Origin of the sequence: Bradyrhizobium sp. TM102 (assembly GCF_009176685.1) — a bacterium.
In the GTDB taxonomy this organism is placed as follows: Bacteria; Pseudomonadota; Alphaproteobacteria; order Rhizobiales; family Xanthobacteraceae; genus Bradyrhizobium; species Bradyrhizobium ottawaense.
Genome location: NZ_AP021855.1, coordinates 425,479 through 443,391 on the forward strand (window position 1 = coordinate 425,479; position 17,913 = coordinate 443,391).

At 64.1% G+C, this 17,913-nt stretch carries 18 protein-coding genes and 1 tRNA gene; 13 read left to right on the plus strand and 6 right to left on the minus strand.

Translation table 11 applies throughout. From position 1 onward, the window contains the following. Nucleotides 1-180: 180 nt before the first annotated feature. The 3 genes from GDN70_RS01970 to GDN70_RS01980 all read right to left on the minus strand — a co-directional run bounded on the left by GDN70_RS01970 (nucleotide 181) and on the right by GDN70_RS01980 (nucleotide 2,273). A complete protein-coding gene (locus tag GDN70_RS01970) occupies nucleotides 181-573 on the minus strand; it encodes a hypothetical protein (protein ID WP_240536464.1) in 393 nt (130 codons plus the stop codon). Nucleotides 574-626: 53 nt separating this feature from the next. Then, nucleotides 627-716: transfer RNA gene (locus GDN70_RS01975), tRNA-Ser, on the minus strand. 408 nt (nucleotides 717-1,124) lie between these two features. Next, a complete protein-coding gene (locus tag GDN70_RS01980) occupies nucleotides 1,125-2,273 on the minus strand; it encodes an ROK family protein (protein ID WP_028139186.1) in 1,149 nt (382 codons plus the stop codon). Nucleotides 2,274-2,605: 332 nt separating this feature from the next. Between GDN70_RS01980 and rplU the strand changes: the two genes are divergently transcribed. The 3 genes from rplU to GDN70_RS01995 all read left to right on the plus strand — a co-directional run bounded on the left by rplU (nucleotide 2,606) and on the right by GDN70_RS01995 (nucleotide 4,112). Further along, nucleotides 2,606-2,992 (plus strand): 50S ribosomal protein L21, encoded by a 387-nt coding sequence (gene rplU / locus GDN70_RS01985; RefSeq protein WP_028139187.1) that lies wholly within the window; start codon nucleotides 2,606-2,608, stop codon nucleotides 2,990-2,992. Nucleotides 2,993-3,095: 103 nt separating this feature from the next. Next, the gene (rpmA, locus tag GDN70_RS01990; RefSeq protein WP_008137923.1) at nucleotides 3,096-3,365 is read left to right on the plus strand and encodes a 50S ribosomal protein L27; all 270 of its coding nucleotides are present in this window, start codon (nucleotides 3,096-3,098) and stop codon (nucleotides 3,363-3,365) included. A 153-nt stretch (nucleotides 3,366-3,518) separates the two neighbouring features. Then, entirely contained in the window at nucleotides 3,519-4,112 is a 594-nt protein-coding gene (locus tag GDN70_RS01995; protein WP_038949256.1) for a GNAT family N-acetyltransferase, read from the plus strand. A gap of 181 nt (nucleotides 4,113-4,293) precedes the next feature. On the opposite strand, the gene GDN70_RS02000 is transcribed toward GDN70_RS01995, so the two are convergent. Further along, nucleotides 4,294-5,208, minus strand: a complete 915-nt coding sequence (locus GDN70_RS02000) for a DMT family transporter (protein WP_028139189.1) — start codon at nucleotides 5,206-5,208, stop codon at nucleotides 4,294-4,296. A gap of 119 nt (nucleotides 5,209-5,327) precedes the next feature. Between GDN70_RS02000 and GDN70_RS02005 the strand changes: the two genes are divergently transcribed. From GDN70_RS02005 to GDN70_RS02015, 3 genes are all read left to right on the plus strand, one after another. Next, the gene (locus GDN70_RS02005) at nucleotides 5,328-5,810 is read left to right on the plus strand and encodes a MaoC family dehydratase (RefSeq protein ID WP_028139190.1); all 483 of its coding nucleotides are present in this window, start codon (nucleotides 5,328-5,330) and stop codon (nucleotides 5,808-5,810) included. Nucleotides 5,811-5,895: 85 nt separating this feature from the next. Continuing rightward, nucleotides 5,896-6,936: a GTPase ObgE gene (obgE, locus tag GDN70_RS02010; protein ID WP_028139191.1), complete on the plus strand. Its 1,041-nt coding sequence runs from the start codon at nucleotides 5,896-5,898 to the stop codon at nucleotides 6,934-6,936. A 227-nt stretch (nucleotides 6,937-7,163) separates the two neighbouring features. Next, nucleotides 7,164-8,798 carry an alkaline phosphatase family protein gene (locus tag GDN70_RS02015; protein ID WP_095425470.1) on the plus strand — a complete coding sequence of 545 codons (1,635 nt, stop codon included), beginning with the start codon at nucleotides 7,164-7,166 and terminating at the stop codon, nucleotides 8,796-8,798. Nucleotides 8,799-8,821: 23 nt separating this feature from the next. On the opposite strand, the gene GDN70_RS02020 is transcribed toward GDN70_RS02015, so the two are convergent. After that, entirely contained in the window at nucleotides 8,822-9,328 is a 507-nt protein-coding gene (locus GDN70_RS02020; protein ID WP_038949252.1) for a hypothetical protein, read from the minus strand. Nucleotides 9,329-9,356: 28 nt separating this feature from the next. After that, nucleotides 9,357-10,325 (minus strand): Bug family tripartite tricarboxylate transporter substrate binding protein, encoded by a 969-nt coding sequence (locus GDN70_RS02025; RefSeq protein WP_028139194.1) that lies wholly within the window; start codon nucleotides 10,323-10,325, stop codon nucleotides 9,357-9,359. A gap of 189 nt (nucleotides 10,326-10,514) precedes the next feature. On the opposite strand from GDN70_RS02025, the gene proB reads away from it, so the two are divergent. The 7 genes from proB to GDN70_RS02060 all read left to right on the plus strand — a co-directional run bounded on the left by proB (nucleotide 10,515) and on the right by GDN70_RS02060 (nucleotide 17,750). Continuing rightward, the gene (proB, locus tag GDN70_RS02030) at nucleotides 10,515-11,636 is read left to right on the plus strand and encodes a glutamate 5-kinase (protein WP_028139195.1); all 1,122 of its coding nucleotides are present in this window, start codon (nucleotides 10,515-10,517) and stop codon (nucleotides 11,634-11,636) included. Between the two features lie 230 nt (nucleotides 11,637-11,866). Continuing rightward, nucleotides 11,867-13,174: a glutamate-5-semialdehyde dehydrogenase gene (locus GDN70_RS02035; RefSeq protein WP_152102097.1), complete on the plus strand. Its 1,308-nt coding sequence runs from the start codon at nucleotides 11,867-11,869 to the stop codon at nucleotides 13,172-13,174. A 22-nt stretch (nucleotides 13,175-13,196) separates the two neighbouring features. After that, nucleotides 13,197-13,841 (plus strand): nicotinate-nucleotide adenylyltransferase, encoded by a 645-nt coding sequence (locus tag GDN70_RS02040; RefSeq protein ID WP_028139197.1) that lies wholly within the window; start codon nucleotides 13,197-13,199, stop codon nucleotides 13,839-13,841. A 223-nt stretch (nucleotides 13,842-14,064) separates the two neighbouring features. Beyond that, the gene (gene rsfS / locus GDN70_RS02045; RefSeq protein WP_028139198.1) at nucleotides 14,065-14,436 is read left to right on the plus strand and encodes a ribosome silencing factor; all 372 of its coding nucleotides are present in this window, start codon (nucleotides 14,065-14,067) and stop codon (nucleotides 14,434-14,436) included. A gap of 112 nt (nucleotides 14,437-14,548) precedes the next feature. Continuing rightward, the gene (rlmH, locus tag GDN70_RS02050; RefSeq protein WP_028139199.1) at nucleotides 14,549-15,031 is read left to right on the plus strand and encodes a 23S rRNA (pseudouridine(1915)-N(3))-methyltransferase RlmH; all 483 of its coding nucleotides are present in this window, start codon (nucleotides 14,549-14,551) and stop codon (nucleotides 15,029-15,031) included. A gap of 32 nt (nucleotides 15,032-15,063) precedes the next feature. Continuing rightward, nucleotides 15,064-16,395 (plus strand): murein hydrolase activator EnvC, encoded by a 1,332-nt coding sequence (locus GDN70_RS02055; RefSeq protein WP_028139200.1) that lies wholly within the window; start codon nucleotides 15,064-15,066, stop codon nucleotides 16,393-16,395. Beyond that, complete coding sequence (locus GDN70_RS02060) at nucleotides 16,392-17,750, plus strand: S41 family peptidase (protein WP_018318850.1); 1,359 nt, start codon at nucleotides 16,392-16,394, stop codon at nucleotides 17,748-17,750. Before GDN70_RS02055 ends, GDN70_RS02060 begins: the two co-directional genes overlap by 4 nt. Nucleotides 17,751-17,913: the final 163 nt, after the last annotated feature.

Here is a 17,913-nt window from a genome sequence, read left to right on the forward strand (position 1 = left end):
CCCGCATGATGGCGGGGCATTGCTAGGTCGGGTCGTGCGGGTGGTGGGTTCAAGCTGGCACCGCTTTGGTGGGGACATCGGGGTGTCGGTTGCTGCGTAGCAGGTCAACCGGTGAGGCTGCGTTCGCGGATCGCATGCGCGACCGCCAGAATACCGCTCTGGAGCCTGCGCGAGAAATATTCAGCCGGGATCCAACTCGCCTGTCCAGCGATCTCGTCCCCTCCAGAAGGAACACCTTGGGCAAGGCTCGCCCATCGGATAATCAACGCCTTCTTCGTGCGGACATCCAATGATTCCGTCCACCATCGCCACCGAGTGCACGGAGCTTTGACGCAGATGCGCAGCGATCTCCGAGAGAATTATCGGATCGGTTCGCACGTCGCCGGTTTCCGAAAACCAGCGACGCAGATCGGGCTCAGCTCCTTCATACCGGATCACCGACACCGCAACCTTCGAGGCCCGTTGATTGTCGGGACCATAGAAGGCAAGCGTACCGACCGGATAGCCACGCATCCCTTGCTTGGCTTTTTTGTGCAGCCATTTCGCGGGCTGCGGTCCGATCTTCATCGCCATCACTGGATACTTTACTGCTCGCGCTCACAGATTGATGGAGGTCGGGCGCTAATTGGCGGAGAGGGAGGGATTCGAACCCCCGATAGGCTTGCACCTATGCCGCATTTCGAGTGCGGTGCATTCAACCACTCTGCCACCTCTCCTGAAGGCGCCATGGTAGGAGCAGGGCCCCTGTGGTTGGGGGCGTTAATAGGCGAGGATGGCGGGCCAGACAAGGCGCGCGGGGCGAAAATCAGACCGGTTTTCCGGCCGGACCCCACGATGTCGCGGCGGTGGCGGGGCTGACTTGCGGATTTCGGCGGCACTTTGCGGAAATACGGCCGCCGGTCAGCCGACGCGCCGGCTGAAACCGCGCGCGGGTCCCGAATCACGGGTCTGGTAAAAAACGGGGTGGGACCGCCAGACGCGGTAAACACTGGCGGTCCCGTGCCGCTCATTGAAATACTGGCTGGGAAGGGCGGCTTCGCCGGCCAGGGTGAGGCGACCGTTCGACCCTAGCGTGCGGCCCCGGCGCCGCAACGCAATCCGGTCCTTAACCTAACCAGTCAAGGTTACTCCTTGTCGCTTTTGGCGCTGTCCTTGTTGTTTTCCTTGGCCTTTTTCTTGCCGTTCTCCGTAGTGTCCCGGTCCTTTCCGCTGTCCTTGCGGCGGTTGGTGAAGCGCGCATTGCCAAGGCCCGTGCCGATGGTGAGCACGCCCCAGCGCTCGACGTCCTGCATGAACGGCACCTCGGAGAGGCCCTGAACCACGCCGTCATTGTGCATCAGGATCGCGGTGTCGTGCTCGCCGATCTCGGGGATGCCCTCGATCAGGCTCGCCGGCAGGTTGAACTTGCTGCTCTCCCAATTGCCCGGCAGGTTCTGCGCACCCTTCTCGATCGAGCCGTCGTCCTTGATCACGCCGGGACAGGCGATGCCGATGAAAGGCGCGAGCTTGAAGCCTTCGTTCTCGGCTTCCGTGATCAGCCCCTTCAGCATCTTGGTGAGCCGCTTGACCGCGCCTTCGCGCGTCGGCTCATCGTCGGCGTGACGCCACAGCTCGGATTTCACGACCTTGGCCTTCGACAGGTCTTTTGCCTTTTTCCAAGCGGTTTCGACCAGGCCACAGCGGATATTGGTGCCGCCGATGTCGACGGCCAAAATGCTGTCATGGGCCTCGAAGATCCAGGACGGCGCCAGATGCAGCGCGCCGATCAGGCCGGCTTCATCCGGGTGATGGCGGATCGGCATCATGTCGATCTTGAAGTCCTCGGATTTCAGGATGATCTCGGTGCGCGCGATCGCGAGTTCGCCGAGCCGGGAATCGCGGAAGCCGCCGCCGACCACGATGCGCTCGGTCTTGGCCCAGGCCTTGGTCTTGAGGAAACGCCGGGTGACGTAAGCGAGCTCCTGGGCGAAATCCTCGATCGCGCTGTGCACGACCGCGGAAGCCTCGGTGTCGTCGCCGACCAGGATGGCATCCAGCGTCTTCTTGCTGATCTCCTCCGACGGTTCCTTGCCGAACGGGTCCTCCCCGGTCTTGCGCAGCGGCTTGCGCCAGCGGTCGAGGATGTCGCGGAAGGCGCCCTTGCTGGCGCGATCGCCGAGAAAGCCGTCCTCGTCCTTCATCTCGATGTTGAAGCTGTCGATCTCCACCGACGGCAGCCGCTCCGCGCCGTGATGGGCGATGCCCGTCGCCTTGACCAGTTCGTCCGTTGCCATGGGAGCCCTTGCCCGCTTACCTGTTCCGGCGGACTAACTGCGAGGGAACCGGTTTGTTGCAAAGCCGGTCGAGATTCGGCTGAAGACCGCAAGCCGGGCCAAATCCTTCAAATCCGGGCGCTTTTCGCCCGCTTTTCCTTGACTCTTCTCGGCCGGCGGCTATAAGTCCCACAACCGGCGCGGGGCGTTTCTCGCGCCGCTTGTTTTTGCGCGGGTTTTCAAAGGGATAACTCCCGCCCGCACAAAACTCGCATAAACCCATAGCGACTGACAAAAAGCCGACCCCGACGATATCCGTCGCGAGGCCGGGATTGAACACGGAGAAAAAAACGATGTTCGCAGTCATCAAAACCGGCGGCAAGCAATACCGCGTCGTGCCGGATGATGTTCTCGAAGTAGGCAAGATCGAAGGCGAAGTCGGCTCGATCATTCAGCTGAATGAAGTTCTGGTGGTCGGCGGCGACACGCCGGTGCTGGGTATTCCGACGGTCGCAGGCGCGTCCGTTGCGGTCGAGGTGCTCGACCACAAGCGCGGCCCCAAGGTCATCGCGTTCAAGAAGCGCCGCCGCAAGAATTCGCGCCGCAAGCGCGGCTATCGCGACGAGATCACGGTGCTCCGCATCTCCGAGATCCTGACCGATGGCGCCAAGCCCACCAAGGGCCCGCGTCCGAAGCGGGAGAAGGTGGCGAAGGAGCCGGCAGCGGAAGCCGCCGAGTAACGCGAAATCGATCACGCCAATTCACGAATTGATGCGTGAGAAATTTTGAAATGATTCCGTCAAGGAATTGATCTAGAAATACGCAGGATTTCGGAGACGAGCCATGGCTCACAAAAAAGCAGGCGGTTCATCGCGCAACGGTCGCGATTCCAAGGGTAAGCGCCTCGGCATCAAGGCGTTCGGCGGGGAAGTTGTGATTCCCGGCAACATCATTGCGCGTCAGCGCGGCACCACCTGGCACCCGGGCCTTAATGTCGGCATGGGCACGGACCACACTCTGTTCGCCAAGATCGAGGGTCGCGTCACGTTCCAGGCCAAAGCCAACGGCCGCACCTTCGTATCGGTGCTCCCGCTCGCAGAGGCGGCTGAATAGACGGTGGATCAAATTGGAGTCCGCCGGTCCTACCAAACCGGCGGAGTCCAGAGATCGCAAGAGATCGAAGGCTCCAAGGGGGAGGCGGGAAACCGGCCTCCCCTTTTCTTTTGACTTGCTCACTTTGACTTAGTGACTTTCACGGAGCCGGACATGTTGCAGGATTTCTCGAGCGCGACCTTGGCTGAGGCGAGACCTGGTGTCGTCGCCACCGAACGGCTGACCTTGCGGCGGCCGACCCTCGCCGATGTCAGGACCATCGCCCGGCTCGCCAACGACCGCCGTGTCGCCGAAAACACCCGCCGCCTCCCGCATCCCTATTCGCAGGACGACGCCGTCGCCTTCGTTCGCGCCACCGCCGCGCTCGGCAGCGAGACCGTGTTCCTGATCGAGCACGACACCGGGCCGGTCGGCATGGTCGGCATCGACTGCTCCACGCCCGGCAATGCCGAGCTCGGCTATTGGCTCGGCGTCGAGCACTGGGGCCAGGGCTTTGCCACCGAGGCCGCCCGCGGCGCGATCGACTTCTTCTTCGAGGAGTTCGAGGACGAGCACCTCTATGCCGGCGCGCGCGTCACCAATCCGGCCTCGCGCAACGTGCTGGAGAAGTGTGGCTTCCAGTGGAGCGGCGTGCAGCTGCACCGTTTCCTCGCGCTGGGCTCCTCGACGCCGGTCGACTGCTTCCGCCTCTCGCGCGGCGTGTGGGCGTCGCTGAAGAGCTGGAGCAGTGCAAGACGGGTGAGGTAGGGCGCGGGCGCGTCCTCAATCACCGCTGTCGTCCCCGCGAAGGCGGGGACCCATAACCACAGGGAGGAGTGTGGGGCAACGCTCCCACTCCGAGTCTTCGCAAAACGACTTCCTGTGGGTATGGGTCCCTGATCTACGCGCGCTTGAGGCGCGCTTGTCCGGGACGACAGCGTGGGTGGGGCTACGCCGGCGGATTGATCTCTTCACTTGCGCGCCCCAAATCGCGCTCGCGCAGATAAATATAGAACCCCGCCCCGATGATGATCGCGGCGCCGATGAGCGTGGCCATTGACGGGACGTCGCCGAACACAACGAAGCCGAAGATCACGGCCCAGACGATCATGGAATATTGATAGGGCACCACGACGCTGGCCGGCGCCAGCTTGAGCGAGCGGTTGACGCAGAACAGCGCGGTGACCGAGACGCATCCGGCCAGCGCGAAGATCACGAGGCTGCTCGGCGTCGGCGGCACCCAGTGAAACGCCGACAGCACCGCGCCCAGCGAAAACGTGCCGACGAATTGCGAGGATGCCATCACGATGTCGGGCGTCTTGCGCAGGCTGCGCGTGATCAGCATCAAGGTCGCAAACGACAGGCTGCCGCCGAGCGCGATCAGCGCCGGCAGGCTGACGGTCTGCGCCGACGGCCGCAGCGCGATCAGGACGCCGCAAAAGCCGATCAGGATCGCGGTCCAACGCCGCCAGCCGACCTTCTCTCCTAAGAAGATCGCCGACATCGCGGTGACGAAGATGGGACCGGCGAGATAATAGGTGATGACGTCGGCGAGCGGCAGATAGACGGTGGCGAGGAAGAAGGCGGCGACCTCGAGCGTCGACAGCACGACGCGAAACAGCTGGAGCCACGGCCGCTCGAGGCGGACGAAATCGTGGCGCTGCCGCCAGATCAGCGGTGCGAGCAGCAGCAGCGCCGCGCAGGCGCGCAGGAACAAGAGCTGCCCCACCGAATAAGTCCCGACCAGGAACTTGCCCATGGCGTCGCCGAACGAGAACATGAAGATCGACAGCACCATCAGCCCAATGCCGGCGAGGCGCGCGGAGCGATCGTCATAGGCTGAGAGGTTCTTGAACAGGGGCATCGAGCGCCGTTGTAATGGCATGAGCCACAGGGACAAGCCCGCATCCGGCGAATTGAACGGATTGTCGCACTCTTCGCGTCGCGGTAGCGATACGCGCGTCCCGAATGAGAGAGCATGGCATGACCGACTTCGATCCGACCCAGCATCGCATGATCCCCACGCAACGCTGGTTTGAGGATTTCGTCATCGGCGAACGCTTCGTGCTGCCGAGCCGGACCCAGACGCCGGCGATATTCGCCGCGTTCCAGACCGCGAGCGGCGACACCCATCCCGTGCACTATGACGTGGAATATTGCCGCAGCCGCGGCATGCCGCATCTGCTCGCCCACGGTTTCCAGACGCTGATCCACACCGCGCCGGGCGCCGGCCTGTTTCCGTTCATGGTCGAGGACTCCCTGGTCGGCTTCCTCGAGCAATCGAGCCGGTTCCTCAAACCCGTGTTTGCCGATGACACCATCTACCCCGCGCTCGAGGTCACCGAGCTGATGCCGGGCCGCACCACCGGCGCGGTGACGCTTCGCAGCACCGTGTTCAACCAGCGCAAGGAGCTGGTGCTGGAGGGGATGCAGAAATTCCTGATCCGGCGCCGGCCGACTGGTTAAGCAAGGGGCGAAATCGCGAGAAATTCGGCCGATTTGCGGGTCTATCCGGGTTGCCGCGGGAGACCTGCTGGCCTACCTATGGCCCATGAAATTCCTCGACGAAGCAAAGGTCTATATCCGCTCGGGTGACGGCGGGAACGGCTGCGTGGCGTTCCGCCGCGAGAAGTTCATCGAATTCGGCGGTCCCTCCGGTGGCAATGGCGGCCGTGGCGGCAACGTCATCATCGAGGTCGCCGATGGCCTCAACACGCTGATCGACTACCGCTACCAGCAGCACTTCAAGGCGCAGAAGGGCGAGAACGGCTCAGGGTCGGACCGCCACGGCGCCAACGGCAAGAATATCGTGCTGAAGGTGCCGATGGGCACGCAGATCTTCGACGAGGACCGAGAGACGCTGATCCACGACTTCACCAAGGTCGGCGAAAAGTTCGTGCTGGCCGAGGGCGGCAATGGCGGCTTCGGCAACGCGCATTTCAAGACCTCGACCAACCGCGCGCCGCGCAACGCCAATCCCGGCCAGGTGGGCGAAGAGCGCTGGATCTGGCTGCGGCTGAAGCTGATCGCGGATGCCGGCCTCGTCGGCATGCCCAATGCCGGCAAGTCGACCTTCCTCTCCAAGGTCAGCGCGGCGCGGCCGAAGATCGCCGACTATCCCTTCACCACGCTGCATCCGCAGCTCGGCGTCGTGAATGCCGACGGCCGCGAATTCGTGCTCGCGGACATTCCCGGCCTGATCGAAGGCGCGCATGAAGGCACCGGCCTCGGCGACCGCTTCCTCGGCCATGTCGAGCGCTGCCGCGTGCTGCTGCATCTGATCGATGCGACCTGCGAGCACGCCGGCAAGGCCTACAAGACGGTGCGCAAGGAGCTCGACGCCTATGGCGGGCTCTTGACCGACAAGATCGAGATCGTCGCGCTGAACAAGATCGACGCGGTTGAGCCGGACGAATTGAAGAAGCAGAAGGACCGGCTGAAGCGGGCTGCGAAAAAGACGCCGCTGCTGCTCTCCGGCGTCACCGGCGATGGCGTGAAGGAAGCACTGCGCGCGCTGGTCGAGGTGATCGGCGAGGCCCCGGTGTCGGCCAAGGCCAAGAGCGCGGCCGAAGCGGAGCCGTGGTCGGCGTGATTGTCGTCCCTGCGAACGCAGGGACCCACACCGCGTGATCTCTCGACTGCGGATGGTTGCAGTACCGAACATCGAGTCTTCGCCAAACCACGCCCTGTGGTTATGGGTCCCCTGCTTTCGCAGGGACGACGGCGGAGATTGCGGCTGCGGTCACGGCGCATCTCTGGCTTGTCTTCCCTGGCCCAATAGCGCAGCATCGAACAATCAAGAAAATGCAGGGATGACGCATGGCGCGCGCGAAGAACGTTCTCTGGATCATGTGCGACCAGCTTCGCTATGATTATCTCGGCTGCACCGGCCATCCCACGCTGAAGACGCCGAACATCGACGCGATGGCCAAGCGCGGCGTGCTGTTCAGCAAGGCCTATGTGCAATCGCCGATCTGCGGCCCGTCGCGGATGTCGTTCTACACTGGCCGCTACATGCGCTCGCACGGCTCGCACTGGAACGGCTGGCCGCTGCGCGTCGGCGAGCCCACGCTCGGCGATCACCTCAAGAAGATCGGCGTGCGCAACGTGCTGGTCGGCAAGACCCACATGGCGCCCGATCTCGAAGGCATGAAGGCGCTCGGCATTCCCCCGGAATCGATGATCGGCGTGCACGTCGCCGAATGCGGCTTTGAACCGTATGAGCGCGACGACGGTCTGCATCCGACCGGCCGCCCGCGCCCGAAGTACGACGAATATCTGCGCCAACAGGGTTTTGAAGCCAGCAATCCCTGGGAGCATTGGGCGAACTCAGGCGCGGCAGAGGACGGTAGCTTGCAGAACGGCTGGCTGCTGGTGCATGCCGACAAGGCGGCGCGCGTGCCGGATGAGCATTCCGAAACGCCCTACATGACGCGGCGCGCGATGGATTTCATCGGCGAGGCCGAGACCGATGGTCGGCCGTGGTGCCTGCATCTGTCCTACATCAAGCCGCACTGGCCCTATATCGCGCCGGAGCCCTACGCCAGCATGTACTCGACCTCGGACATGATCCCGGTGATCCGCTCCGAGCGCGAGCGGCAGAATCCGCATCCGGTGTTCGGCGCCTATATGGACATGCGTTACTCCCGCAACATGGCGCGCGACGATGCCCGCGAGAAGGTGATCCCGACCTATATGGGCCTGATCACCCAGATCGACGACCAGATGGGCGTGCTGATGAAGTTTCTGGAAGAACGCGATCTGCTGGACACCACCATGATCGTGTTCACCAGTGATCACGGCGATTATCTCGGCGATCACTGGATGGGCGAGAAGGATTTGTTCCACGAGCAGTCGGCGAAGATTCCGTTGATCATCATCGACCCGTCGAAAGAGGCCGACGCCACACGCGGCACGCGCAGCGACGCGCTGGTGGAAGGCATCGACCTCGCGCCGACCTTCGTCGACTATTTCGGCGGCAAGGTGCCGGGTCACATCCTCGAAGGGCGCTCGCTGCTTCCGCTGCTGCGCGGATCGACGCCGCCTGATTGGCGCAAGGTCGCCTTCTCCGAATACGACTATGCCATGCAGGATGTGCGGCTGAAGCTGAACCAGCCGATCGAGCGCTGCCGCCTGTTCATGGTGTTCGACGGCCGCTGGAAATACATTCACGCCTCCGGCTTCCGCCCGATGCTGTATGACCTCGAAACCGATCCGCAAGAATATGTCGATCGCGGCGACGACCCCGAATGCGGCGGCATCATCGCGCGGTTGCGAGCCGAGCTGTTCGACTGGGCGCTGCATCCGAACGACCACATCACCACGCCGCGCGAGAAGATCGCAGCCTATGCCGAGAACCAGCTCCAAGTGAAAGGCGGCTTCCTGATCGGCATCTGGGATGAGAAAGAGCTCGACGCGATCAAGGACGGCATCGCGCAACGCGCGAAGATGTAAGCCAAATCATCGCTCGGTACGTCTTAAGGGCGGTCCACGAGTCGTCCTTCGAACTCCGGTTTGCCCGGAACCAGAAAGAGGCGATACCACTCGACATCTTTTCGCTGGGCGAATTCGACATCAGCGAGGTTCGTGCTCTCGCCGAGGCTCAATTGATCGATTCCGAGATTTTGCGCGGCCGCATAGATCGAATAATCGCCCGGCTCCACGCCTGCGGAATATGCAGGCTCATTGTCGATCACCGACATGACGTGAACGCGTCCGCTCTCGGATCGGAAGTGGACGCAGGTGATCCGCTGCCATTCATCGAAGGAGGGCGGCCGGCTAGCGGCGACCAGCTCGACCCAATGGTCATTAAGATCAGCTTCGGTATTGATCATGCGGAACGTGGGCGCGCCTGCAAAGCCCCGTTTGGCCTTCTCGTCATTCCAATTTTCATCAGCACCAAGCGGTCTGCGCGGATCGTCGCAGACGACGATTTGATAGTGACTCGCAAACAACCGCGCGGCGCCAAGCAGCTGCTGTTCCATTAGCGGAAACCCACTTCACGATTACGGTTCAATTCTCGATCTTGTATCCCGTCGCCTTGACGATCGGCTGCCAGAACGCCGTGTTGGCGGCGAGCTCCTTCGAAAGCCCGTCCGCATTGCTCCCGACCGGAATCAACCCGATCGCGGTGAGCTTCTCCTTCACCTCCGGCTTGGCCAGCATCGCGACCGCGGCTGCGCTGAGCTTTTCGGCAAAATCCGGCGGGCTGCCGGCGGGGAGCCACATGCCGTACCAGCCGTCGGCAACGAGATCGATGCCGCTTTCCTTCAGCGTCGGCACGTCGGGGACGAACGTCGAGCGCTCTGCGCTTGCAATCGCGAGGATCCTCACGCCGTTGGCACGATGCTGCGCGATCGCATCGGATACCGTGGTGATGCCGAACGGCAGATGGCCGGCGATGAGATCATTCATGACCAGCGCACTCCCGCGATAGGGCGCCCGGGTCATTGAAAGATCAAGCATCTGTTCAAGTCGCCATCCGAGGAAGTGCGGGATGTTGCCGCTGCCTGGTGTCCCATAGGCGGCCTTTGCGACATTTGCCCTCAACCAGGTGACGAGTTCACTGAAACTACCCACCCCGATCGCGGGACTTGCAACGACGGCAAACTCGAAGCGAACCAGTTGCGACACGGGGACGAAATCCCTGGCCGCGTCGAAGCTCGGTTGATTCTCCACCATCGGCAGCAGGTACATGGTCGGACCCGTCGTCACCAAGATTGTATTGCCGTCGGAGCTTGCGCCCTTCACGGCCCTGATTCCGATCAACCCGTCACCACCGGTACGATTCTCGACGATCATGGTTCGCCCAAGCGGGGCGCCGAATTGCTCGGCTATGAGACGACACAAGGCATCACCGCTGCCGCCTGCCGCGAACGGGAAGATGATGCGCGTCAGCGGTCCGGATTGAGCATGTGCGCCACTGGCCTGCCCCAGCAAGGGCAGCGAGAGGCCTCCGCCGATGAAGCTGCGTCGGTCCACGTCATCCTCCCTCGTTATTGATTATTCGAGGCATAGACTGCCCGGGCCTCGGCCGACAAGGGCGCCGTTAGGCCTATTTACCGGCTCCGCTGCCTTGCGCCGGCCACCGTCCTGCTGCAAAAGCTAGCCGCATCGGCGCCGCCCCTTTTTGCTCCGCCGGACCAACGACAGAGCAATTTGACGACCGCCATGGCCAGCCCCGAACTCAGTCAATTCCGCCGCATCGTCGTCAAGGTCGGCTCCGCGCTGCTGGTCGATTCCGACAAGGGCGAGGTGCGGGCATCCTGGCTCGCCGCGCTTGCCGACGACATGGCCAAGCTGCACAGGGAGGGGCGCGACGTCCTCGTCGTCTCCTCCGGCTCGATCGCGCTCGGCCGCAGCCGCCTCAAGCTGCCGCGCGGCCCGCTCAAGCTGGAAGAGAGCCAGGCCGCCGCCGCCGTCGGCCAGATCGCGCTGGCGCGGATCTGGTCCGAGGTGCTCGGGGCACACGACATCGGCGCCGGCCAGATCCTGGTGACGCTCCAGGACACCGAGGAACGCCGTCGCTATCTCAATGCACGCTCCACCATCGGCAAGCTGCTGGAGTGGCGCGCGATCCCCGTGATCAATGAGAACGACACGGTCGCCACCAACGAGATCCGCTACGGCGACAATGATCGCCTCGCCGCGCGCGTCGCCACCATGGCGAGCGCCGACTTGCTCGTGCTGCTGTCCGACATCGACGGGCTCTACGACGCTCCACCGAAGAACAATCCGAACGCAAAGCTCATTCCGGTGGTCGAGAGCATCTCCTCGGAGATCGAAGCCGTGGCGGGAGACGCCGAGTCCGAGCTGTCGCGCGGCGGCATGCGCACCAAGGTCGAGGCGGCCAAGATCGCGACCACCGGCGGCACGCATATGCTGATCGCCTCCGGCAAGATCGAGCATCCCTTGCAGGCGATCGCCGACGGCGGCCGCTGCACCTGGTTCCTGACGCCGGCCAATCCCATCACCTCGCGAAAGCGCTGGATCGCGGGCACGCTGGAGCCGAAGGGCACGCTGACCATCGACGCCGGCGCAGTGACGGCGCTGCGTGCCGGCGCCAGCCTGCTGCCGGCCGGCGTGATCAAGGTCGAGGGCCAGTTCGCCCGCGGCGATGCCGTGATCGTGCGCGGCCCCGACACCAGCGAGGTCGGCCGCGGCCTGATCGCCTACGACGCAGAGGTCGCCGAGCGGATCAAGGGCCGCTCGTCCCCTGATGTAATGACCATCCTCGGCATCAGCGGAAGATCGGAGATGATCCACCGCGACGATCTGGTGGTGGGCGGGTAAGGGCCGAAGAGCACCCAAGCCGTCATGCCCGGGCTCGTCCCGGCCATCCACGTCCTTTCGAAGGCCGGGCAAGACGTGGATGGCCGGGTCAAGCCCGGCCATGACGTTGGGGCTAGGCCGGTGGCCGAGCCCAGCAACCGCCCGCCGGGCCCCTGCCATACCCTCCCCGCCCTTCGCAAAAGCGGGATTTCCGTGCTAGGACACCGCCTTAGCAGAAGGTTTTGACCCCCATGGCCGCCCCCCTCAAAGCCGTTGACGGCAATGCCGATCGGACTACCGATCTCTTGGCGCTGATGTCCGATCTCGGAACCCGCGCCCGCGCTGCCGCGCGCGTGCTGGCGCTGGCGCCGCCGGAGCAGAAAAACCGGGCGCTGGAAGCCATGGAGCGGGCGATCCGCGCGAGCTCTGCGGCGATCCTCGCCGCCAATGCCGAGGACGTCGCCGAAGCCCGCGCCTCCGGCAATGCCACCTCCTCCTTCATCGACCGCCTGACGCTGACGCCGGCCCGCATCGAGGGCATGGCCGAGGGCATCGGCATCGTACGCGGCATCGCCGATCCCGTCGGCATCGTCACCGAGAGCTGGCAGCGGCCAAACGGCATGAGGATCGAGCGCGTGCGCGTGCCGCTCGGCGTCGTCGGCGTGATCTTCGAGAGCCGTCCGAACGTTGCGGCCGACGCCGGCGTGCTGTGCCTGAAGTCCGGCAATGCCGTGATCCTGCGCGGCGGCTCGGACAGTTTTCGGTCCTGCCGCGCGATCCATGAATGCCTGGTGCAGGGCCTGCGTGAAGCCGGCCTGCCTGAAGCTGCGATCACGCTGGTCCCAACGCGCGACCGCGCGGCCGTCGGCATGATGCTCTCGGGCCTGAACGGCGCCGTCGACGTGATCGTGCCCCGCGGGGGAAAAAGCCTCGTCGCGCGCGTCGAGCAGGAAGCGCGCGTGCCTGTGTTCGCGCATCTGGAAGGCGTCAACCACGTCTATGTCGATGCCAGCGCCGACCTCGCGATGGCGAAGTCGCTCGTGCTCAACGCAAAAATGCGCCGCACCGGGGTCTGCGGCGCGGCCGAGACGCTGCTGATCGATCGCGCCGCGGCCGGCAAAAATCTGAAGCCGCTGGTCGAGATGCTGATCGAGGCGGGCTGCGAAGTACGCGGCGACGAAACGGTGCAAGGAACGGATGCGCGCGTAAAACCTGCGAGCGAAGACGATTGGGACACCGAATATCTCGACGCGATCATCGCGGCGAAGGTCGTCGACGGCGTCGATGGCGCAATCGCGCACATTCAGAACCATGGCTCGCATCACACCGATGCGATCGTGAGCGCGGATGAGGCGGCTGCGAGGAAATTCCTGAGCGAGGTCGATTCCGCGATCGTGCTGCACAACGCCTCCACGCAGTTCGCCGATGGCGGCGAGTTCGGCTTCGGCGCCGAGATCGGGATTGCGACCGGCCGCTTCCACGCCCGCGGCCCGGTCGGGGCCGAGCAGCTGACGAGCTTCAAATATCGCGTTCACGGCACCGGTCAGACACGGCCGTAAGTAACGTCGCGGGGCGCGGACATTGAGTAACAATTTCGTCGCCCCCCGCTTCTTCGCGCAGGCGATACCGCCCTACACCGAAGGCATGCGCATCGGCCTGCTCGGCGGCTCGTTCAATCCGCCGCACCAGGCGCATCGCGCGATCAGCCAGTTCGCGCTGAAGCGCCTTCAGCTCGACCGCGTGTGGTGGCTGGTGACTCCGGGCAATCCGCTGAAGGAGAACGGCAATCTGCATGAGCTCGGGGAGCGCATGCAGGCCGCGCGCGACGTCGCCGATGATCCCAGGATCGAGGTCAGCTGTCTCGAATCCGTCATCCGCACGCGCTACACTATCGACACGATCAACACCTTGCGCCGCCGCCTCAGCGGCCTGCGCTTTGTCTGGATCATGGGCGCCGACAATCTCGCTCAATTCCATCGTTGGCAGCACTGGCGGCGCATCGCCGGCCAGGTGCCGATGGCAGTCATCGACCGCCCGCCGCAGAGTTTTCGCGCCCTCGCCTCCCCCGCCGCCCAGGCGCTGGCGCGCTATCGCCTCCCCGAGAACAAGGCAGCGCTGCTTGCGGATCAGCCGGCGCCGGCCTGGGTTTTCCTGACCGGAATGAAGCTGAATCTGTCCTCGACCGGCTTACGGAACCCGGACGGGAGCTGGAAAGGTACAATGTGAGGACAAGTGCGCGGATCTCGTGTGGGCTTCAGCCTCTCTGGCATATTGAAACCCTTAACCCCACATGATGTAGTGTAACCGGTGAGCGCCGGATTCGGCGTTCGCGATACAGTGAAAGGAATGGTCCCTGACCACATCTGTATTGTCCAAGTCAGCTTCGACGAAGTCTGTTTTACCCAAGGTTGCCAAGCCGGCGCGTAAAACATCAGCCAAAGCTGCGGCCTTGAAGGCGCAACCCGACGCCGACAAGACGCTGAGCCTGATCCTCTCCCGCCTCGACGACATGAAGGCGGAAGAGACGGTCACCATCGACCTTCGCGGCAAATCGGCGTACTCCGACTACATGATCGTCACCACCGGCCGGGTGAACCGGCACGTTGGCGCGATCGCGGAAAACGTCGCCAAGGGCCTCAAGGAAAACGGCATCAAGAACATCCATGTCGAGGGCTTGCCCAATTGCGACTGGGTGCTGATCGATTCCGGCGACGTGATCGTGCACGTGTTCAGACCCGAGGTCCGCGAGTTCTACAATCTCGAGCGATTGTACACGCAGGGCCCAGGGGCTGCGAAAGCGATCGCGGCGAAGGCGATCTAGGCTGATCGAGCCGATTTCGAATCGGCTGACGCGCATGCTAGCGTCGTGCGCGCGCCATTTGCGCGCGGTCTTGAAAACACGACCCTGAAGATATCAGACCCCTGAAGATATCATGCGCGTTGCTGTCATTGCGGTGGGACGGCTGAAGCAGGGCCCCGAACGGGAGCTTGCCGACCGCTATTTCGAGCGGTTCGACGAGGCCGGCCGCAAGCTCGGATTCCGCGAGCTCCTGGTCCACGAAATCCCCGAGAGCCGCGCGCGCGACACCGCGACGCGGATGACCGAAGAGGCCGCCGCGATCTCCGCGCATATTCCGGACAAATCGATCCTGGTGGCACTGGACGAGCGCGGGCAAAATCTCGACTCCACCGTATTCGCACGGCATCTCGGACGCTGGCGAGACGAGGGAGCCGGACATACTATCTTCGTGATCGGAGGGGCGGACGGACTTTCGCCCGAATTGCGCCGTAAGGCGAAGCTCGCGATCGCGTTCGGCTCTGCGACCTGGCCGCACCAAATGGTCCGCGTCATGCTTCTGGAACAGCTTTATCGGGCCGCCACCATTCTGGCCGGCCACCCCTATCACCGCGCGTGATGCGCGCCACAACGAGCACCTTTGCCGACACGATGCGAGCGCCGCTCCTCAACCTGTTGCTGATCACAAGCGTTGCCGGCGCAAGCCTCGCGCAAGCCCAGACCGCGGCGCCGGCGCCCCAGACCGCCGCCGTCTCGCCCGACGCCATCAAGCAGCGCGAGCAGGAGCTCGAAGCCGCGCGTGCCAGGCAGAAGAGCGCGGAAGAGGCGCAGGCCAAGCTCAAGGCCGAGATCACCTCACTCGGCCAGGACCGTACCCAGCTCAATCAGCAGCTGATCGACACCGCCGCCAATGTGCGCAACGTGGAGACCAAGATCGACGAGACCGAAGCCCGGTTGCGCGCGCTCAACGGACGTGAGCAGGCGATGCGCTCCTCGCTCGATTCGCGCCGTGCCGACATCGTCGAGGTGCTGGCAGCACTGCAGCGGGCCGGACGGCGCACGCCGCCTGCGCTGCTGGTGCGGCCCGAAGATGCGCTGCAATCACTGCGCACGGCGATGCTGCTCGGCGCCGTGGTGCCGGAGCTGCGCGGCCGCGCCGAAAGGATCGCAGGCGAGCTCGGCGAGCTCGTGGCCTTGCGCAAGAATATCGCCACCGAGCGCGACCAGCTCGCCTCCGATCGGGACAAGGTCAGGAGCGACCAGACCCGGCTCACCGCCCTCGTCGACGAGCGGCAGCGCCAGCAGGCGGCACGCGAAAAGGACCTCGATGCCGAGAATTCGCGCGCCATCGCGCTTTCGAGACAGGTCGGCGATCTCCAGGGCCTGATCACCAAGATGGAGCAGGATCTGCAGAGCGCAGCCAAGGCCGCCGAGAAGGCAGCCGAGGCCGCAAGGCAGGCCGAGGCCAAGGCGGCCGCAAGCGCGAGCGTCAAGTCCGGCCCGGGCGTGTTCAAGGACCGGTCCCGGACCACCCCCGCGATCGTCTTTGCCTCCGCCAAGGGTCTCCTGCCTCTTCCGGTTAACGGTAACAAGATCAGGGATTTCGGCGGTTCCGACGGGGCCGGCGGGGTCCAGAAGGGCATTTCCCTGGCGACCAAGCCCGGCTCCCAGGTCACAACGCCGTGTGACGGCTGGGTGGTCTATTCAGGCCCGTTCCGCAGCTATGGACAACTCTTGATCCTCAATGCCGGGGGCGGGTATCATGTCCTGATCGCCGGGATGGAGCGCATTTCGGTCAACATCGGACAGTTTGTGCTCACGGGGGAGCCGGTCGCGACGATGGGATCGACCTCTCAGGTCGCCTCCATTCTCGCGACGAACGCGAGTCAACCTGTGCTGTATGTCGAGTTCCGTAAGGACGGCACTCCAATCGATCCAGGCCCATGGTGGGCCGCAAATGAAGGCGAGAAGGTTCGCGGATGATGCGCAAGACTTCAGTAATCCTCCTCAGCGCGGCCACCGGTGCGGCGCTGATGCTGTTCGTGACCCAGCCGCGTGCGGTGTTCATGGGCTCCAGCGCGCGAGCCGCCACCGCAGACACCTATCGTCAGCTCAATCTGTTCGGCGACGTCTTCGAGCGCGTGCGCTCCGACTATGTCGAGAAGCCCGACGACACCAAGCTGATCGAATCCGCCATCAGCGGCATGCTCACCGGCCTCGATCCGCATTCGAGCTACATGGACGCCAAGAGCTTCCGCGACATGCAGGTGCAGACCCGCGGTGAGTTCGGCGGCCTCGGCATCGAGGTCACGATGGAAGACGGCCTGATCAAGGTGGTCTCGCCGATCGACGACACCCCGGCTTCGCGCGCCGGTGTCATGGCCAACGACATCATCACCAATCTCGACGACGAGGCGGTGCAGGGCCTGACGCTGAACCAGGCGGTCGAGAAGATGCGCGGCCCCGTCAATACCAAGATCAAGCTCAAGATCATCCGCAAGGGTCAGGACAATCCGATCGACGTCACCCTGGTGCGCGACAACATCCGCGTCCGCTCGGTGCGCGCACGCGTCGAGGCCGACGACATCGCCTATATCCGCATCACCACCTTCAACGAGCAGACCACCGAAGGCCTGAAGCGCGAGGTCGCCAACCTCTCGAACCAGATCGGCGACAAGCTGAAGGGCTACATCATCGACCTCCGCAACAATCCGGGCGGCCTGCTCGAGGAAGCAGTCACTGTCTCCGACTCGTTCCTGGAGAAGGGCGAGATCGTGTCGACCCGCGGCCGCAATGCCGAGGAGACCCAGCGTCGCACCGCGCATTCGGGCGATCTGACCAAGGGCAAGCCTGTTATTGTGCTGGTCAATGGCGGCTCGGCCTCGGCCTCGGAGATCGTCGCCGGCGCGCTGCAGGACCACAAGCGCGCGACCATCGTCGGCACGCGCTCGTTCGGCAAGGGCTCGGTGCAGACCATCATTCCGCTCGGAAGCGGCAATGGCGCGCTGCGGCTGACCACGGCGCGCTATTACACGCCGTCGGGCAAGTCGATCCAGGCCAAGGGCATCGTGCCCGACATCGAAGTGCTGCAGGACGTGCCGGACGAGCTGAAGTCGCGCACCGACACCAAGGGCGAGGCTTCGCTGCGCGGCCATCTGAAGAACGACGGCGACGAGAAGACCGGCTCGCAGTCCTACGTCCCGCCGGACGCCAAGGACGACAAGGCGCTCAAGCTCGCCGACGACCTGCTCCACGGCATCAAGAACAGCGCCTCCGCCGCGCCCACCCCCGGCGGCGACAACAAGGCCACGACCGACAAGCCCAAAGCGGCGAACTAAGTCGGCGTATCCGCGCGATCCCACGAAAGGGCGGCTCCTGGGAGCCGCCCTTTTTGCTTGGAACTCCTGGTTGCTGATAACTCCTGGCATCCCCGGCCTATCCCGGCCTGCCGCCGCTTGACCCCGGCGTGGTATCGTCATTGGCAGTGATTCGGGATCGCGC

Excerpts from the sequence above, each read along its gene's own strand:
- GDN70_RS01970 (WP_240536464.1), bottom strand. The coding sequence starts at position 573 with ATGGCGATGAAGATCGGACCGCAGCCCGCGAAATGGCTGCACAAAAAA.
- rplU (WP_028139187.1), top strand. The coding sequence starts at position 2,606 with ATGTTCGCAGTCATCAAAACCGGCGGCAAGCAATACCGCGTCGTGCCG.
- GDN70_RS02055 (WP_028139200.1), top strand. The coding sequence starts at position 15,064 with ATGCGAGCGCCGCTCCTCAACCTGTTGCTGATCACAAGCGTTGCCGGC.
- GDN70_RS01995 (WP_038949256.1), top strand. The coding sequence starts at position 3,519 with ATGTTGCAGGATTTCTCGAGCGCGACCTTGGCTGAGGCGAGACCTGGT.
- obgE (WP_028139191.1), top strand. The coding sequence starts at position 5,896 with ATGAAATTCCTCGACGAAGCAAAGGTCTATATCCGCTCGGGTGACGGC.
- GDN70_RS02015 (WP_095425470.1), top strand. The coding sequence starts at position 7,164 with ATGGCGCGCGCGAAGAACGTTCTCTGGATCATGTGCGACCAGCTTCGC.
- proB (WP_028139195.1), top strand. The coding sequence starts at position 10,515 with ATGGCCAGCCCCGAACTCAGTCAATTCCGCCGCATCGTCGTCAAGGTC.
- GDN70_RS02000 (WP_028139189.1), bottom strand. The coding sequence starts at position 5,208 with ATGCCCCTGTTCAAGAACCTCTCAGCCTATGACGATCGCTCCGCGCGC.
- GDN70_RS01980 (WP_028139186.1), bottom strand. The coding sequence starts at position 2,273 with ATGGCAACGGACGAACTGGTCAAGGCGACGGGCATCGCCCATCACGGC.
- rlmH (WP_028139199.1), top strand. The coding sequence starts at position 14,549 with ATGCGCGTTGCTGTCATTGCGGTGGGACGGCTGAAGCAGGGCCCCGAA.
- GDN70_RS02005 (WP_028139190.1), top strand. The coding sequence starts at position 5,328 with ATGACCGACTTCGATCCGACCCAGCATCGCATGATCCCCACGCAACGC.
- rpmA (WP_008137923.1), top strand. The coding sequence starts at position 3,096 with ATGGCTCACAAAAAAGCAGGCGGTTCATCGCGCAACGGTCGCGATTCC.
- GDN70_RS02020 (WP_038949252.1), bottom strand. The coding sequence starts at position 9,328 with ATGGAACAGCAGCTGCTTGGCGCCGCGCGGTTGTTTGCGAGTCACTAT.
- GDN70_RS02035 (WP_152102097.1), top strand. The coding sequence starts at position 11,867 with ATGGCCGCCCCCCTCAAAGCCGTTGACGGCAATGCCGATCGGACTACC.
- GDN70_RS02060 (WP_018318850.1), top strand. The coding sequence starts at position 16,392 with ATGATGCGCAAGACTTCAGTAATCCTCCTCAGCGCGGCCACCGGTGCG.